Genomic DNA, 17,995 nt, shown 5'->3' on the forward strand with positions numbered 1-17,995 from the left:
ATAAAATCATGTATTCCATTTACGCAGCAACTTATATATGCTACATTAAGAACAACTCATTTATCGAGTTTTTAGCGCATAGTTTTTCATACAGAAAATCTGTTTTACAACTCAGAACAACTCAGATTTTACTTACCCACGTAGTTTACATTTTAGCGTGTTGCCTAACGGCTTCATGTGTTTTCGCATTATGATGGTCTGTACTATTACAGTCGTTGCAATGTCAATTATTGAAAGAGGTGTATATCATTTTTATACAGAATATTCTTGAACAGCAAAAACAATTAAATAAAAGCATCGAAAACTATAAAAAGCTTATCAATAAATTCCCCTCTGGAAAACTACAATGTTTCAAGAACGGAAAGCATATCAAATCATACAAAGTGAATGGCAATCTGAAAAAATACATTCCCACCAAAGAATCTGCCACTATTGAGAAATTAGCTTTGAAGAAATATTATGAAAGCTGTCTGGATGATTGCATCAAAGAAAAAGAGCTTCTTGATCGATTCATTCAAGATATTCAGGCTTTGCCGAATACATCTCAGAAGCTTCTGGCGACAGATTCAAATTATCACACATTTTTAGCTAAGGCACTGATTCCTGATGCATGGGCAGGCGTCTCCTATGAGCAAAATCCTTATAAGCGCGAAGATCTTATTCACAACACGTTTTCCGGAATGAAAGTACGCTCAAAGTCGGAGGAAATCATAGCAAATATTTTGTTCACAAACCATATTCCGTTTCGATATGAAGCGCCACTCACACTAAACGGATCAACCATGTATCCTGATTTTACAATCAAAAATCCAAAAAATAATTCCTATACTTATTGGGAGCATTTGGGGTTGATGGATAAAAAGGAATACAAAGATCATGCCATGGAGAAAATCAGTACATATTGTGACCACAATATCATTCCGGATGTTAATCTCATTCTAACTTACGAGACACAAAAGCATCCGTTAGATTCCAGTTGGGTGCAACAATTGGTGATGCGGAATTTCATGTAGAGTAGAGCTTGATTAAAATCCAGCTTGCCTTTTTGTTATAAATAAGTTCACCCCGGAAACCTTTTTCAAGTTTCCTGGGTGGGTGTCCCGCTTTTTCTCTTTCCACGCCCACAGCGTGGGCTTTTCCGTTTTCTGTCCCGCCCCCACGCTCAGAACATAAGAGACCCATATTCTTCACAAACCATTTTTATAAAATCAAAAAACATAGCGACTTTTATGAACACTCTCCATATATTTCAGTCATCTCCTTTAGTTTTAAAAAGAAAATGACTGAACCTTTATCTATTATGAAAAAACGCCCCGGATATCTCCAGAGCGTTTAAATTCATTTTTACTTAACCGTTATTTCCTTACCTGCTAAAGCTGCATACTCAGCAGCTGTTGCATCCCATGAAGCTGTATTATTAGTTGTATTATATACATAATAAATTGTTTTATCTCCCTGCGTATACTCTACTCCTCGTACAGTGTATTCTTCATGCTTGTTTGTTACACCACTTGCAGATACCCCAAGTTTAATTTTTACATTTGTAGAAGGTACATCTGCTGTATTATTAATTTGATCCTGAAATGCCTTCAATGTTGTTGCATCCATAGCTGACAAATCAGTTCCTTTTGCATAAGCACTTGAACACTCTGTCTGCGCAGCTGTCAATACCGTCTTTCCATTCAATACAATCTGCTGTCCCTTTGCTCTGTCAATATAACCAAGCAATGCCGGTACGAGGATTGCTGCCAAAATTGCGAGAATTACGATAACAACAATCAGCTCTACCAAAGTAAAACCTTTGTTTTCTTTCATCTTTTTCATAATCATTTCCTCCTTAGTCTTTTTGTTTTTTGATATGAAAAATCTTTATAAAGTATAGCAAAATTTGCTATCAGTATCAACTTTTTCCCTTTTTTTCGAGGGATTTTCTCATGGTAATTTTTACCATTTATGCCACATCTAGTTGCTCAACAGCCTTTTACAAATACTGATCGAGCTCTGCGACATCGTTTGAATATTTGTAAGCCATCTGGCGGTTAATCATACCGTTCTGAACCAAACGGGACAAATCACCATTTAATGTATGCATACCTACGGATGAACCGGACTGCATCAGAGAACCGAGCTGATGACATTTATTCTCACGGATCTGGTTGCAAACTGCATCCGTACCAACTAAGATTTCTGTCGCTACAACTCGTCCATTTCCACGTGCATTCGGAATCAGACACTGTGTGATTACACCATTTAACACGCTGGCAAGCTGTGTCCGTACCTGATTCTGCATGCCTGCTGGACAGGCGTCAATGATTCGATCAATCGTCTGTGCCGCACCAGTCGTATGCAGGGTGGACATAACCAGATGTCCGGTCTCTGCCGCAGTCAGTGCTGCTGAGATTGTCTCGTAATCACGCATCTCTCCTACCAGAATAATATCCGGGTCTTCACGAAGTGCACTTCGAAGTGCCGATGCAAAGTTTGTGACATCTCTTCCAACCTCTCTCTGGTGAATAAGTGCCATCTTTCTGTCGTATACATACTCGACCGGATCTTCAATCGTAATAATATGTTCCGGACGATTCTCGTTGATATAATCAATCATGGAAGCAAGTGTGGTTGATTTACCAGAACCGGTTGGTCCTGTCACAAGAATCATACCACGCGGCTTATCTGCCAGCTCCCGAAGCACGCTTGGAAGTCCAAGCATCTCCATCGACGGAATCGAGGAATTAAGCAGTCGGATTGTTGCCGCCATCTTGCCATCCTGCTTGAACACATTCACACGCTGACGGTTGCCATCCGGGGTACGAATTGCAAAATCCGCATCTATGCCTCGCTCAAGATTCTCCCGCTGTTCATCGGTCAAAAGCTCTGCGAGCATCGCGATGATTTCTCCGTCGCTTGGATTGGTCGGTGCATTCTGCAAGCGACCATTGATTCGATACATAAGTGGCATACCAACTGTGATATGAATATCCGAGCATCCCATCGAACGTGCTTCCATAATCATCTGATCTATCATCATATATATCGACCTCCTCTCGTATTATTTAATCTTTTTATTATGTTTTTTTATCATAATTTTTACTTGTTTTTTCTTCTACTTGCTGTCAGCTTCCGGCATGGGTTTTTTCTGCCTGCTTTTCTCTTCAAAAACACATACCGTGTGTTTTCTGACTTCAATTCTCGCTTTTATACACACTTTTCCCTTCTCTACACGCCAATCAGCTTCCGGTTTGTGTTTTTCTGCTTGCTTTCCCTTCAAAAAACACATGCCGCGTGTTTTCCGACTTCAATTCTCGCTTTTATACACACTTTTCCCTTCTCTACATGCCAATCAGCTTCCGGTTTGTGTTTTTCTGCCTGCTTTCTAAATATGTGCTTTAAACATATATTTTTTCCGCTCTCATCCTACTCATAATAAGACACGCGCAACAGTTCATCTACAGTCGTCGTACCATTTTCCACGAGTTCGAGTGCACTCTTCTTCAAGGTACTCATGCCCTGCTCCTGTACAGCATAATCTTTGATTTCCTCGACCGAAGCGCCCTTCGTGATCATTTCACGCACCTTCTTATCGATCATCAGGATTTCATGGATAGAAATACGTCCCTTGTAGCCCGTGTTGTTGCACTGTCTGCAGCCTTTGGCATGCTTGATCTGAGGGAAATGTACGCCTGCGATTGCTTCCTCCTGCTCGGTCATCGGTCCCCATTCACCACAGAACGGGCAGACTTTACGCACGAGTCGCTGTGCCACGATACCAACTAAAGAGCTGGCGATCATATACGGTTCCACTCCCATATCTGCCAGTCGGACAACCGAGGAAGCCGCATCGTTCGTATGCAGCGTCGAAAGTACCAGATGTCCGGTGATTGCGGCACGGACAGAAATGGATGCCGTCTCTGCATCTCGCGTCTCACCGACCATGATGATATCCGGGTCCTGACGAAGCAAGGCACGAAGTCCTACCTCGAAGGTCAGTCCTGCGGTATTATTTACCTGCATCTGATTGAGCTTTGGCACATTTTTCTCGACCGGATCTTCGATCGTCGAGATATTTACACTACGTTTTGCAAGTTCTTCCAGAATCATATACAGTGTCGTTGATTTACCGGAACCCGTCGGTCCGGTCAGATAAATGATTCCGTTTGGTGACTGCAGCATCCGCATTACGAGTTTATAGTTCCGGTCAGTCATACCGAACGTTCCCATATGGTCGATCGAACCTGCCGATGCAAGAAGTCTCAAAACCGCTTTCTCGCCAAATACGGTTGGAATGACAGATACACGAACATTCAGGTTCACACCTTCATTGTTGATACGGAAATGTCCATCCTGCGGGATTCTTCGCTCTGCGATATCAAGATCACCAAGGATTTTGATACGTGCCAGCAGGGAATTGTGAATGTTCTTCTGCAGCGTCATGAAGTCGCAGATAACACCATCCATACGCATTCGCACGCTTGTATGGTTCTCAAATGGCTCGATATGGATATCAGATGCATTTGAGTTATAAGCACGGACAAGCAGGCTGTTAAACAGGTTGATGATTGGCGTATCATCGTCGCCCTCTTCTACGCTGATCTCCATAACCTCACTCGTCTGTGTTGTATTCGCCGATGCTTTCTGTGCTGCCTGTCTTGCAGATACCTCTGAATAATAATACTGAATGGAATTTTCGAGCGGTGCCTTCTCACACAGAGAAATATGAACTTCCCGTCCGACAATCTGGCGGATATCCTCAATTCCATAGAAGTTCAGCGGATCGTCCACAAGGAGATAATACATCGTATCCTCTACCTTGTATCCCATCATGTTATATTTCTCGGCAAGAACACGCGGAATCATCTCCACCGCTTTCACATCCACAGACAGATCCGAAATATTGACAACCTCATAATTCAGACGCTTTCCAAGCGCCTCTAACATCTGTTTCTCTGTGATAAAGCCAAGTGCAATCAATGCGGCACCAAGACGGACACCTTTGTTTTCCTTCTGGTAGGCAACCGCCTGATTGATCTGATCTTCGTTGATGTATCCAAGTTCCTGCAATACATCACCGATTCGGATATTTTTATTACTGCGCATTTCCATCGTCCGGCACCTCCTCGTACATATAGATCTCAAGCGTCAATGTCAAAACACGCTCAGTCTTGATATCGTACTCACCTTCTTCGGTCAGGTTCGTGATACTCCGCTCCTCAGACCATGAATAGTTGCACACACGGATTTTCTTATCGCTGTTTGAGAGATCTTCGATCAGCTGAAGCAGATCACTCTCTTTTCCGCCTAGACGAAGTGTCACCGTCGCATTATAAATACCTGTTGTTACCTCATCATCAAATGCCGGAAGCGCACTCGTTTCGCTGTCCGTCGACATACCGCCACTCTCCTCAGCCGCTTCGATTTCAGAGCGTTCCGCTTTCGCGCCCTGTGGTGCTTCAGTCGTATCCGTTTCCTCCTGTGCTGCGAGCATTGCCGCACGCTTCGAATATACATATGGCTCCAAAGCCGTTTCTTCCTGTGGCATCTGGATAGCCAGATCATAGGCTGACAAGTTATATCCTAACACAAGCTCAGTAAAATACTTATCAATCTCTGCACTTTCCATCATTGGGAAGAATGATTCTCGTACTCCCTGTATCTCATTTGAAAACCGCTCGTTATCTGCCTCCATCATCGGCACCTGCGTAAGCTTCAGCTCATTTTCTTCCTGTGTTTCCTTCTGTGTCGCAATCTCTTTGTTCGTATTCACGATACCCTTTACAACCGGGTAAATACCCCAGTAACCAATGCAGACTACGATCACGAATATAGAAAGCATGATCAGGAGGTTTTTGTCTTTTTGTGTCATTTCTAACTTCATAACGATTCCCTCCTTATTCTGCATCGCCGACATCCGGCAAATTTGTTTCTGTTGTCTCTGGCTGTGCATCTGTATCGGTATGTCTGCCTGCGGACTCCGCCAGTGTACAGGTCACATGGATATCCCACAGCTCATCGGATTCCACATAAGAATATCCGGTATAATCAACATTGCTGAATATATCCACGCCGCACAAATTGCGGATGAATTTGTTGATATTATCTACCGTATCGGCACGCGCTGTCATCGTCAGCACGCCCAGATCCGCATCGAAAGAATCAAAGGTCACGGTTACAAGCCCCTGCGCGCAATCATCGACCACACTCATCACCTCACAGTTACAGACCGGATACGTGTATAGATTCTGATTCACTCCTACAATCGCATTGTATTGATTGCTCAGATAGGATGTTTGCTCCAAAAGTACATCATACCGTGCAACCTCCATAATCGTTGCCGGAGACTCATTGTACTCCTTCAGCTTCTGCAATTCCTGTTTTTTTAGTGTGCGCACCGTAATACACACGGCAAGTCCCACAAGCATCACAGCAAGACTGATCAGAATTGCAAGAAATCCCTTTCCAACTCCGCCACCTTCTGTTTCCTTCTTTTTTCCGGCATGATAGCCGTCTAAGAAATTCTGCTTGCCGGCATTTCCCGTAACAAGACCGCTGATCGGGTGGAAATGTGCCTGTACATCCAGACCATTGGTTGCAACATGTGTATCTGCAAATACCTCCACACGCGCGTAAATATCAAGCTGGGAAATTGCATTCTGATATAATGGCAGATCCTGTGGATTCACACCCGCAAGTAAAACTGCCTCAATCGGATAATCCAGCTGGTTTGCCTGCATGAACTGACGGATCTGGCTGACGGAACGCGCGATATCCTGCGCATAGTCCTCTGTTCCCTGATCATGGAAGCAGCGGGCACTGTTGAAATAGTAAAATTCTCCATTTACCCAGAGGATCGTCGTGATTGTCATGCGGTCTGCGATCTGCAGGACGAATGTCTTGTACTGTTGTGCCGCTGTCAATGCAGTCAGACGGATCAGACTGCTCTCACCGGAATATACTGCCTTGAGTTTGACGCCGATCTCAGTAAAGATGTCCACATAATCTTTGATGAAATCGGTCGTGATGATCTCGGCATAGATTTTCTTCGTCGCCTTATTCTGCCCGATTGGAAAATATCCGCAGATATAATCCTCTCCCTGTTTGATATCTGTAAACTCGCGGTTGATAAACTCTTCCGTCTTCTTCGAATTGAGCAGAGGCATCTCAATATTCTTACCAATAAACTTGGTCGAATTGATGACTAAGATCACATCCTTCGTCGGCAGATTATGTGTCGTCCAGAAGTTCTGCATGAAGCTCACAAACGCATCCGCATCCATAATCATACCATTGATGATGCTGCCATCCGGCGCATCTTCCGTATAACAATCCGCGACAGAAATCTTTCGATTTCCGGGAGTACCGGTGATCACTTGTATCTGTTGGTTTGCCAGATAAATGACTGTACTCATATGTATGTTCTCCTTCCTGTAATAGGTTTGCTTTCTCTATTTAGTACGAATTTGCAATCGTCGCATACGAGCCATAAATCGGCTGGATTACGGAAATAATAACAAATCCAACGACTGCCGCCATCACGACGATCATCGCAGGCTCCAGATAAGAAACCAGCTTGTTCATCGCTACCTCGGAATCATATTCCATCTGGTTCGCAATTGATACAAGCATTGTATCGAGCGCACCCGTCTCTTCACCGACTGAAATGGACGAAGAAAGCTTCTTCGTAAATCCATCTACCCGGTCAATACTCTCACTTAAATTCATACCACCACGTACATCCGCGATGACCTGATCAAACTGCTTTTCAATGTAAGAATTGCCAATCGTATTTCGTGCGATCTGCAGACAGTTGATGATTGAAATACCTGCCGAATACAAGCTCGACAACGTACGAGCAAACCGTGCGGTATAAATGACACGGCGCAGCTTCCCGATCACCGGCAGCTTCAGTTCTAACTTGTCCTTTGCATACCGCACACCCGGTATCGCAAAAAGCACATGAAAGAAAATATACAACACAACGGCTGCCAAAATCAAGACATACCATTTATTTTTCACAAAATTACTGATGCCCAGCAGAATCGTCGTTGAGGTCGGAAGCGCATCCATCTGGGAAAATAAATCCTTAAACTGCGGAATAACATAGCCCATGATGATTGCAACTACTACCACGATCAACACACAGAGGATCTTCGGATAAGTCATTGAGCTTTTGACCTTCTGGTTCAGCCGATATTCCTTCTCATAATGCACAGACATCTGCAGTGCGATTTTGTCCATGCTTCCGCTGCTCTCTGCACTCTTGATCATATTGATAAAGAGCGGTGGAAATGCGTCGCCACTCGCAGACATTGCCTCAGAAAGCGGCACACCGGAACGCACCTGTTTTAACAGTCCGGTATATACCTCCCGTTCCTTTGGCTTGATGGACTCATCCTCGGATATGATTCGCAGTGCCTTTACGAGCGTCACGCCCGCGCCAAGCAGCTCACCGATATTCTTCGCGAACTCAGAGACAACATCGGAACGCAGACGTTTGATGTTGACCTTATCCGCCTGTGCCTTCGCCTGTATCAAATATTTCTTTTCCTGTTTTAAGCGCTCATGCAGATCAAGCTCATCGGTTGCCTGCATCGTACCGGAAATCGTCTTTCCGTTTTCATCCTGCGCTCTGTATTTATAAGTAACCATAGCGCCTCCTAATATGTAGCTGTCATCATGCTCTTCACATAATCAATATACATCGAAATCATGGAATCACCCAGATTCTGTGTCAGCGATACAAGCACGCCAAACGCCAGAAATGGTCCAAATGCAAACTGCTCTTTTCTGCCTTTTTTCTTTTTAACAAGCAGATATATCGCATACGCGCCACCGACGATAATTCCCACGAAAAAGGCTGCTACAACACCCTTCCATCCAAGCAGGAATCCAGCGGCAAACATCATCTTCACATCGCCGCCGCCAAAGCCGTTAAATAACATCAGAATAAACATTGGCACACTGATCGCGAAAAGTCCAATCACACGCTCTATGATCGTTGGTCCCGGCAGCACCCAGATAGCAGGGATACCAAGCAACAGCAAAATCACATTCAACTGTGGCGGAATCTCCTGCGTGTCCGCATCGATCATCGTGATCACCATCAGATCACAGATCACAAGGAAGAACAGCAACGCGGATAGATGAATTCCGTACATTGCAACAGAAAATACTGCAAATGCACCACCGATCAGCTCGATAATAAGCGGACGTTTCGGCAATACAGAACCACAATATCTGCAGCGGTTCTGATAACGAATCCGGGAAAAGATCGGAATGACATCTTTCCATGTCTGCTCGTGGTCGCACTGCTTACAGTGGGAATGACGAATCGTCAGCTTCTCCTTCTTCGGAAGCCGTTCAATGACCAGATTCAGATAAGAAAACACAGTCACTCCCATCAAAAATACCAATATGTATATCATTGCATATAAAAAATAATTCATTTTCTACCCCTTTTACTCTGTTTTACAGTTGATCTGTGTGTCGGAATTCGCATCTAAATTATAACACTGAATATATTCCGTGTATGTAAAATCGCCATACCGTGAGCTATGCAGTGTCAGACTCATATAAATAATATTGTCTGCATAATCTCCCTTCGGCTGTGTAAACTTCAACTCCTTGATGGAATACCCCATATACGCTTTCTGGTCAAATACCCAGTCAGTACTCTTCACTTCGCCACTTGCAACCACCACCGGATAATAATGCACAACCAGATATCCTTCTTCATTCACGCCAATATAGACATGACTGCCCTGCGCATCGGTAAACTCGATCTTATTATACCCTGTCGTTTCATTCTGTCCACCGAGCGTCGCATCTGTCGACAGCTGCATGACATATGGTAATGTGACCTCGCTCGTTGTTCCATCCTCATTTTTTACCTCCGTTGTGATTGTCGCATCCCGCGCACCCTCGATCTCACCGCGGATCTTCGAAGCAATGATGGATGATACCTGCATACCATTTGCAGTGTCCTTCGCAGTATAATAGACGCTCACCGTATTCGCGATCACCTTGCTCGCCGCAATCATAAAAAGCCCGATCAGCATAAAGGTCACGATCATTTCCACCAGCGTGAGTCCCTGATTCTTATTATGAAATTTTCGAAAAAGCTGCTTCAGTTTTTTCATTTCAATAACTGACTCCTCTTATTCTCCTGCTTCTTCACTTTTATGTATCACCCGGAACACCGTCAGATCGGCACGATCACTATAATAACGGTGCAGCTTTGCTTCTATCGCAAAGCTCGTTGCCTGTGCCATATTCTGTGAATCTGTCTTATTTGTGTCCACCGTCAGTGTGATGCCTGTATCTGCTAATGTCTCAAACACGGTATCCGTCCGATACATTTCCTCGTTCAGGATACGCTGTTCCTCCTGCATATCCTTGCTTTTCTTGACCAATTCTCCGGATACGCCAAGCAAATGTACCATACATTCTGCCAGAACCATAACAAGAATCACGAATCCAACGATCACTTCCACCATCGTCGAACCTGCATTATTCATTTGTCGCACGATTTTTCTTCTCTTCATGTTACTCACGCTCCAGAAAACTCCAGCTCCAATGCTCACTTTTCAGAATATCATTTTTCGATGGATTTACCGTATCATCTCCAGTATCCACACCAATTTCTGCGTCCTCATAATCCATACAGGACAAATTATACTTTGACAACATGGATGCTGTCTGGTCACCCTTCGTACAGGTTACTTTGACACAAAGGATAACATCGTTTTTCGATATCTGATAACTGCCATCGTTCTCCCAATAGATACAGACTGAAATATCATCCGCCATCGCTGCATATTTTGTCGTATCTCCGCCTGTTGCTGCGAGGGTAAAATACCGGTACGCCGCTTTCTCCCCATGATCAGTCGAACTCTCCGATTCATAATACGGCCAGTTGCCCTGACACACATTATATCGAAGATACTGCCACAGCAGATTTTTTCCATCCGTCACATCTTGCTTCTGCATATCAAAACTTGTATATGCCGGCGTCGTCAGTTCTTTCTCTATTTCAATACTGATCGTCTTCGAAAGCTCCCGGCATTGGTTCTGTGTCACCCGGCGCACCGAAGACGAAAACAATGCATAGCTTACAAGCAACAAAGATAAGCAGAACACAACGACAACCATACTGACAACAATCGCCACGATCATTGCAGAACCGCGATTTTCTTCTTTATGAAATTGTCTGAGCTTTCTTTTTCTCTGCATGTACCTGTAATTTATCTTTCTACTATTTTGATATTCCGGTAATTGTCAGCGTCTGTGGCTGTGTCCACTCGGCAAGTCCATCTTCCGAAATTGCCGCAAATCGGATCTGCACATCTTTCACATCCTCGGTAAACCATGTGTCCTTCTCCAGTATAAAGCTTGCGCTTGTCTGGTCTGCGGTATAATAAACGGACTGTACTAATGTACCCTCTGCATCAAATCCCAGCACCTGTACGAGCATCGGTTGCTCAATTGCCACTGTATAATTCACAACTTCTTTCTGTGTCGTACCACTTCCAACTGTCACCGTTGTTCCTGCAAGCTTCGGAAGCTCTGTCCTTGCAGCTTCCTTTTTCACAGTTCCAGTCCAGATCACCATATCCATCTCCTCGGCTTCCGTGATTGCGCTGGCATCTGTTGTCGTTGCATCATCAACTGGAATCAGTTTCCACATTGCGACATCCGAGCTTTCAAAGGCATCCAGATGTGCCTCGCCGACAACTGCCTGTACTGCAACGAACGTCGTTGTATCTGGAAGTAACACAGAAATCTGATTTTTTTCTGCAACCACCTTTGCGCAGATTGCAGTCGTTGTATCCTCCATCCGTACATTTACGGCATAGCTTACGTTTACTGTTTTTTCCTCTGTCAGAATACCCGCAAACTCCGTGTATGGATTTGCTTCACACAGGCTTTCTCTGCGGATCTTTGCGTTGCTTCCTGCATAGTATACATAATATTTATCGGTCTTTGGCTGTACATACAGCACGCCATATGCCCCGCTTGCATCCTTGATCTGCACCTCGTAATAATCGGCGCCATCCTGTACCTCGAACCGATATGCCCGTGACTCATACGTTCCAACCAGATCTTCATCCTGTACTGGTGCTGTCAATGTCCATTTTGTTCCATCGTAATACTGCAGAACACGCACATCGTCTGCCAAACGCTTGACATCCGGTGTTTCAAGCTTCTGGACAGTCTGTATTTCCTCGGTTGTTGCTTCTGTCGTAGAATCCTGTGTATCCGCATCCGTCACAGCATTCTCTGTCTCATCTGGCTGTCCCATCGTTCCAGCCGTTGTCTCTGCTTCCTTTTTACCTTCTGAAGCATCCATAACGACCTGTTTCTCTTCTGCTCCATTCGATGCAAGCTGTGTAGTCTTCGAATACTTTGTTCCATTTACTGTACAATCTGCATATTGAATATTGCTCTCGATATCGGCATCTGCATATCCAACCATCGCATCTACACTTGTCCCCCCCGTCACGGCTCCATCACTTGTACAGCTATTAAACTTCACGCCCCTGTAGCGCAGGTATCCAATCATACCACCCGTGTACCATGTTCCGGTAACCGTACCGTAATTGTTGCACTTTGTAAATGTCATCGCATCACTGGTCTGATTCTCCATCTGTCCAACAATGCCACCAACCGCGATATTTCCGGTCGCAGTCGTCTTAACTTCTGCATAATTCGTAAGGTACTCCAGATTCTCGCCAGACATCGAATGTCCGATAATGCCACCCACAGCCGTATTTTCCCCAGCTACTTTCGCTGTCACATGCCATGTGCCTGCTGTGATAATCTGCTCTGTCGCTGTACCCTTTACAACAGCATCTTTCTGGTTACATCCAACAATACCACCGGTATAGCCAAGATAGTTGTCAATCGTTGTATTTCCTTCTTCCTTTTGCGAATTATCTGTCAAAGAAACCGTTCCATAATTTGTACCAACGATACCGCCGGCATTCGCTCTTGCAGTTTCATATGCAGTTCCATCTACCATGCCGCCATGCACAACGGTATCTGCACTTCCAATCGTGTTTGCCTTGACCGTTGAATTATATCCATTGGCACCAACGATACCGCCAACATTTGCTGTCACGCCATCTCCCGCACCAGATACGCTTCCTGTAAATGTACATTCCATCACCTGTGCCGCATCTGTATCCTCTGCTTTTTCCGTCGCGATACCACTCACACCAACGATACCGCCGTAGCTTGCAATAGATGTACCACGGTTACCTACGATCGTTGCGCTTACATTACACTGATTGACTGTACCCTTGTTCTCACCGACAATACCACCTGCAACTTCTTTCGCTGTGATGGTTCCATAATTATTGCTTGTTAGAATCTTATTATTCGACTTGCGGCTCGCGCTGATCATACCACCTGCGTATCCAGTCTTTGCCGTTACAGCAGCCCGGTTCTTCGCATTCTCGATACGTAAAAATGTGTTTGCATCATCGTATCCAACAAGTCCGCCAACATAAGTATCTGATGTCACACTTCCACCGCCAACAGTACCTGTCACATACATCTGTACTTCACTTGTCTGGACATTGGCATTGCATACCTTGTCAACTACCGTCTCTTCGGATGGCTGATTTAAGGTCAGCTTTCTTACATTCTCCGCTGTCGTTCTCGCATAGGTCGTATCCGTACTGTTTACAAGCATCGTGTAACCGATGTAACCTCCAGTAAATGCGCTGCCTGTGATCGTGCCTCTGAAGTCTGACATGTCCGCAGAGGTCTGGATGCGGGCGTACTGAATATCTTCGGTTTTTGTAACCAATTTTGTTGTATAAAATATTAGCTTTGCATTATTTAAAATGTAATTATATACAGACTCATCCTCCGAATAAAACATCATCTGATAGTTTTCAGAGCTGCTTTTTTTGGCTATTCGTGTAACCGTTTTAGGACTTAATTTCCAATAATTATTTGCCTTTCCATCTTCTCCTATCTCTTCTACATATTCTTTATTCATTGAATTTGCATTCCATTGATCAAAGTGAATTGAAAGTTCATTTTCAACAGGAATCTTAACATACCAATCAAACGCATCATATTCACTATTGTTTAAAAATTGAACATTCGTTATCTGGTATACCGTTAAAAGTTGTCCAACCCATATTGTTGTTTTCCCGCCTGTTAATTTTAATTGGTATTCACCCTCTCCTGTACCAATTACTTCGTGTATATTTTTTTCTGTAATGTTATTGTTTCCTGGTTTAAGTACAGTTTTGTTTCCATCTCCTCCCGTATAATAGAATTCTATATCCGTAATATCAAAGGAATATGCTTCCTGATAGCTCTTAAATGTCAACACAAAACTTCTGCTTCGACTTTTATTATTGGCAGCTATCTTTAAATCATCTGGCCGTAATACATATATAATCTCTGATTTCTCCGAATCCTCAACTTCCTCCACTGGCAACTGCCATCCCCACAACTGTTTATCTATTAAAACATTTTGTTGCACATGTATTTTTACATACCAATCGGAGATTTCTTTATCACTGTCATTTACAGCTTGAATATTATATTTCACGGTCGGTGAATCTGCACTTCCCCATATTGTCTCTACACTCAAATCCAAGTAACAAAGTTTCGTTGTATTACCCGCGGAAGAATCCGTTGCCGTATCGGTAGATCCACTCTGTCCAGGCTCCGTAATCATGTTCTGGTTATACCCATTCGTATTGATGATGTTCGCGCCAATCACACCACCGACAAAATATTTGCCGCTGATGTTCTGTGTGCATACATATAATTGTTTCGCACTTCCGTCTGCCTTCTGCAACATCAAAATCGACGCATTGCAGCCGGCAAGTCCGCCGACATAGCTTCCTTTATCTGTATCTCCATTTATACTTCCAGCCGTCACAGCGTAGTTTGTAACTTCCGCGCCACTATCATTATAACCAACGATACCACCAACATAGTTTTTACCGACGATGCGTACATTGTTATCTTTTCTTGCTTCTGCTTTGATCACACCATGATTGTAACCAGTGATTCCTCCAACATAATCAGCTGCATGGGAAACCGGATATTCCCCAGCAACAGTCACTGCACCCGATGTATCAAGATTTTCAAGCAGAGAACCTGTATTATAACCACTGATACCTCCTGCATACATACCGGTTGCATAGACAACGCCTGTATTCTGCCAGTTTGAAACGGTATTTTTCGAATTCACGGTATCGGATACTACAATTGGACTTGCGCCCTTTTCAACCAATACCAAAGTATCTCCGCTACTATTTCCTGTATCTTCCTGTGTTTTTGTCAGATCTATATCTGCATTCGCGCCAATCACACCACCGACATAGGAACAGCCAATGACATAGTTGTCATTTCTGCCATTTGTATTCGTATCGTCCGTACCCGAAAGCTCCGCAGAACCAGTTGCATAGCCGACGATACCGCCGACATAATCATGTCCAAATACATAGCTGTGCTTGCCATTATCCAATTCTGCACGCACACCCTGAAGCGTACTAAAATAACTGTAACCGGTAATACCGCCTACATAGGTTCCAGCTACCTTGTCCGCATAAGTTGCAAATGCCGTTCCATCCTGATTTCCAAGGAATGCCTGTAAATCTTTTCTCGAATAAAACGGTGTACTGTTGCTGTTTTTGATTGTAATATTTGCAAGGGCTGATGTATCATCTGTATGATTTGCCGCATACTCGTTTACACAGCTTCCTGCTATACCACCAACGAATTTACTGTCCTTTTTATCTTCGCCATCCTTCACGACTGCATATACAGCTCCTGTATTCTCACAGTCTTCCAATGTGATGGCAGTTGACCGATTCTTCTCTGTCCGAAGCTCGCCGACAACACCTCCCACATGTGAAAGTCCGGTTACCTTTGCAGCATTGGAAAGCTCCTTCCATGTGACTGCAGACACAACCGAATCCGAATCCGCAATCAATGTTCCGGTAATACCACCGACATAAGACTTTCCTTTTACAAAACTGGCTGTTTCTGCGTCTACATCATCATTTACGACTTCGAGATTTTCTAAGATTCCCGCCGTCTCTCCAGTCAAATCCTTACCATACACCGTGATTCCGGCAAAAGAGCCAACATAATCGCCCGGAGACGTTATCTGTACATCATCCAGTTTCAGATTCCCAATAGTTCCATAATTCGTGGCAAATAAACCAACCGGCTTTTTCTCATCATCCGCTTTACCAGTATCCATGTCTGTATACAACCTACACAGGGCATTTCCTGCCTGCGACATAGTAAGTCCCTTGATCGTATAAGACTTACCATCCGTATTCTTACCATCCAGAGAATCTTCCGGGCGAAGCTGTTTCATTGAGATAAAACATTCTGCCAAATCTGCAGTCTCATCATTTAACTGAATACCATTTCCATTCGTATTATAAAACGCCCCTGACTCTACAAATCCCGCCCAGTTGATATCTTCTGATAACTGGAAATGGCAAGTCAGCACCTTATTTTTATCCTGCTCATAATGCGCACTGCTCAAGCGCAGTTCATCCACAGACTTCTCAGTATTTGCTGTAATGTCTGTCACGTAACGCATATTATAAAGATGTCTTGCATTTGCAATCGAATAATTGTAATTTACAACCTTCTTTGCAGCATCCGTGTTGTTATTTTCCTCGGCAAAATAAACATACGACTGGTTGCTCTGCCGTTCCGTTGTTGTATCATATGCAGCACCATACCCCTTGATGGAGCATTTAATCTTATTTGCATCCAGCCCAAACCGATGGAATGTATAGGTTGACTTGAATTTAAAGTTTGCATTGGCAACCTTACTTGCTTTCGATGTGTCCCGTAAAATTGACAAATTCATCTCATAGCTGGCAGATGTCGCCTGAAAATCCGCTGCATCCAATACGACACGGATCGTTCCATCCGTATCGCTCCATGCAAGGACTGGGAACTCCCCAAGCTCCTGCGCACTCCAAGTTCCAGTCTCATCTTTCACATACCGTGTGATTGCACAATTCTGTGCCTGCCGGTTTGCATAATTCTTGATCTTTGCTCCGTTTAATGTGAACTTCATAACCGGAACACCATCTGCCATATTCTCACTGGTACAGAAATCAGAATCTACATCATATACGGTAATGTCATAATTCATCTTCTGTGCGGCATTTGCCGGCTTGCTGACCTTGAACGACAGATTTAACGTATCTTCATTATTTAATTTCACTTCATCAATGGACGGCTTTTCCTTTGTACCCTTCAGCGCCGTCGACAATGTATCCACACCATAGTACCCGATCATACGGTCTTTCCGGTAAGAATCATACCGGGTGGCAATGTTAACCGAACCCCGAAGGGAATCATTGTCATTATCATACTCGAAAATTTCTACCTCATCTCCATTTGACTTGGCAGAATAAAGGACAGAAAATACCTGTCCATCCTCTAAGGAAAACTCGACGCAGATCGCGTCATTTAAGATAGACGTATCATACAGATACCCCTGTAAAAGCTGATATACGATTGGTGCCGTCAGGCTTGTCGTATCTTTTCCTGCCGCATACAGACTATAATCGCCCTTATTTGCACGCACAGAAACAAGCGTACCCTTATTTACCGTTACCCAAACGGAATCATCACTGTACGCCTGTCCTTCTTCGTAATATATCGAATCCAGCTTCACCTCGGCTGGACTAAAATTTTTCGTCTGCTTTGCAAAATCTTCTAAGGTTCCATTTGCATTATATTCCGACAACTGATTCTGCGCTGCCAAAAACATGGTCTCTGCATATTCATTCGCCTGGTTAAAGTCTGACCAGTCCTGCCATGCCATAAGTCCCATGACTGATATTGTGAGCAATATCGACAGCAACATCATCGTCACGATCATCTCAACAAGCGTGAAACCCCGATTGGATCTGCATCGTCTCTTTTGTGTCGATCTCATATTTATCACCTACTGTATAACACTATTCGCTTTATTATACAAATATATCGG

Annotated in this window: 13 protein-coding genes; 1 reads left to right on the forward strand and 12 read right to left on the reverse strand. The window is 43.9% G+C overall.

The window, feature by feature from the left end; all coding sequences use genetic code 11:
- Positions 1–383: 383 nt before the first annotated feature.
- Positions 384–1,013, forward strand: coding sequence for a hypothetical protein (locus tag AAAT93_RS06525; RefSeq protein WP_147354323.1), 630 nt, complete (start codon positions 384–386; stop codon positions 1,011–1,013).
- 331 nt (positions 1,014–1,344) lie between these two features.
- Here the strand turns inward: AAAT93_RS06525 and AAAT93_RS06530 are convergent, their stop codons facing one another.
- The 12 genes from AAAT93_RS06530 to AAAT93_RS06585 all read right to left on the reverse strand — a co-directional run bounded on the left by AAAT93_RS06530 (position 1,345) and on the right by AAAT93_RS06585 (position 17,944).
- The gene (locus tag AAAT93_RS06530) at positions 1,345–1,824 is read right to left on the reverse strand and encodes a prepilin-type N-terminal cleavage/methylation domain-containing protein (protein WP_207660295.1); all 480 of its coding nucleotides are present in this window, start codon (positions 1,822–1,824) and stop codon (positions 1,345–1,347) included.
- Positions 1,825–1,981: 157 nt separating this feature from the next.
- Positions 1,982–3,028: a type IV pilus twitching motility protein PilT gene (locus AAAT93_RS06535; protein ID WP_021985635.1), complete on the reverse strand. Its 1,047-nt coding sequence runs from the start codon at positions 3,026–3,028 to the stop codon at positions 1,982–1,984.
- Positions 3,029–3,103: 75 nt separating this feature from the next.
- Entirely contained in the window at positions 3,104–3,277 is a 174-nt protein-coding gene (locus AAAT93_RS06540) for a hypothetical protein (RefSeq protein ID WP_181985470.1), read from the reverse strand.
- Positions 3,278–3,414: 137 nt separating this feature from the next.
- A complete protein-coding gene (locus AAAT93_RS06545) occupies positions 3,415–5,100 on the reverse strand; it encodes a GspE/PulE family protein (RefSeq protein ID WP_227572833.1) in 1,686 nt (561 codons plus the stop codon).
- Entirely contained in the window at positions 5,084–5,872 is a 789-nt protein-coding gene (locus AAAT93_RS06550) for a hypothetical protein (protein ID WP_021986028.1), read from the reverse strand. The genes AAAT93_RS06545 and AAAT93_RS06550 overlap by 17 nt, the downstream gene beginning before the upstream one ends.
- Before the next feature lie 13 nt (positions 5,873–5,885).
- Entirely contained in the window at positions 5,886–7,403 is a 1,518-nt protein-coding gene (locus AAAT93_RS06555) for a hypothetical protein (RefSeq protein WP_118545044.1), read from the reverse strand.
- 40 nt (positions 7,404–7,443) lie between these two features.
- A complete protein-coding gene (locus AAAT93_RS06560) occupies positions 7,444–8,643 on the reverse strand; it encodes a type II secretion system F family protein (RefSeq protein WP_227572834.1) in 1,200 nt (399 codons plus the stop codon).
- Positions 8,644–8,651: 8 nt separating this feature from the next.
- Positions 8,652–9,419, reverse strand: coding sequence for a prepilin peptidase (locus tag AAAT93_RS06565; RefSeq protein WP_227572835.1), 768 nt, complete (start codon positions 9,417–9,419; stop codon positions 8,652–8,654).
- Positions 9,420–9,452: 33 nt separating this feature from the next.
- Positions 9,453–10,133, reverse strand: coding sequence for a PilW family protein (locus tag AAAT93_RS06570; protein ID WP_227572836.1), 681 nt, complete (start codon positions 10,131–10,133; stop codon positions 9,453–9,455).
- An 18-nt stretch (positions 10,134–10,151) separates the two neighbouring features.
- Positions 10,152–10,538 carry a hypothetical protein gene (locus tag AAAT93_RS06575; RefSeq protein ID WP_227572837.1) on the reverse strand — a complete coding sequence of 129 codons (387 nt, stop codon included), beginning with the start codon at positions 10,536–10,538 and terminating at the stop codon, positions 10,152–10,154.
- Position 10,539: 1 nt separating this feature from the next.
- Positions 10,540–11,226: a hypothetical protein gene (locus AAAT93_RS06580; RefSeq protein ID WP_021986034.1), complete on the reverse strand. Its 687-nt coding sequence runs from the start codon at positions 11,224–11,226 to the stop codon at positions 10,540–10,542.
- A gap of 22 nt (positions 11,227–11,248) precedes the next feature.
- Complete coding sequence (locus tag AAAT93_RS06585; RefSeq protein ID WP_227572838.1) at positions 11,249–17,944, reverse strand: prepilin-type N-terminal cleavage/methylation domain-containing protein; 6,696 nt, start codon at positions 17,942–17,944, stop codon at positions 11,249–11,251.
- Positions 17,945–17,995 lie beyond the last annotated feature (51 nt).

It is taken from the genome of Coprococcus hominis (ex Arizal et al. 2022), assembly GCF_040094675.1.
Classification (GTDB): Bacteria; Bacillota; Clostridia; order Lachnospirales; family Lachnospiraceae; genus Coprococcus_C; species Coprococcus_C hominis.